Source organism: Aliiroseovarius sp. PTFE2010, from assembly GCF_049943335.1.
Classification (GTDB): domain Bacteria; phylum Pseudomonadota; class Alphaproteobacteria; order Rhodobacterales; family Rhodobacteraceae; genus JBNFVY01.
Genome location: NZ_JBNFVY010000041.1, coordinates 1 through 575, shown reverse-complemented (window position 1 = coordinate 575; position 575 = coordinate 1). Strand labels below are relative to the sequence as shown.

Genomic DNA, 575 nt, shown 5'->3' with positions numbered 1-575 from the left:
AAGGCGGAAATACCCTTGGCCCCTTTTTCCGGCGAGGTCTTGGCATAGACCAGCACCAGATCGGCAATCGGCCCGTTGGTGATATAGATCTTGGCGCCGTTCAGGATGTAATCGTCGCCATCCTTCTTCGCCGTCGTGCGCATCGATCCAAGCGCATCGGACCCTGCGCCCGGTTCGGTCAGGCCAAGGGCCCCGATCAGCGTGCCGTTGCACAGCCCCGGCAGGTACTTGCGGCGCAGGTCGTCATTGGCGTTGCGGTAGATGTTGTTGACGCACAGGTTGTCGTGGGCCAGATGGGTCAGCCCGATGGCCGCCGATGCCCGTGATAGTTCTTGGGTGATGATGCAGGCTGATGTGAAATCCAGCCCGGCGCCGCCAAATTCCGGCGGCACGGTCAGGCCCAGATAGCCCATTTCGCCCAGCTTGGGAAAGACCGACGGCGGCAGGTCGTCGGTGTCATCCATTTCCGCGTTCAGATGATGGAACTCGGACATGAAGAACTTGCCGGCCTGATCCGCCAGCGCCTGCTGTTCGTCCGTCATGAAATGTGTCGGAAGGTCGATATCGTTGCGCAA

1 protein-coding gene is annotated in these 575 nt (G+C 60.5%); it reads right to left on the bottom strand.

From position 1 onward, the window contains the following. Positions 1–575, bottom strand: a 575-nt coding sequence (locus ACP2AV_RS15685) for an acyl-CoA dehydrogenase family protein (RefSeq protein WP_426373705.1), incomplete at both ends; no start/stop codon positions are given.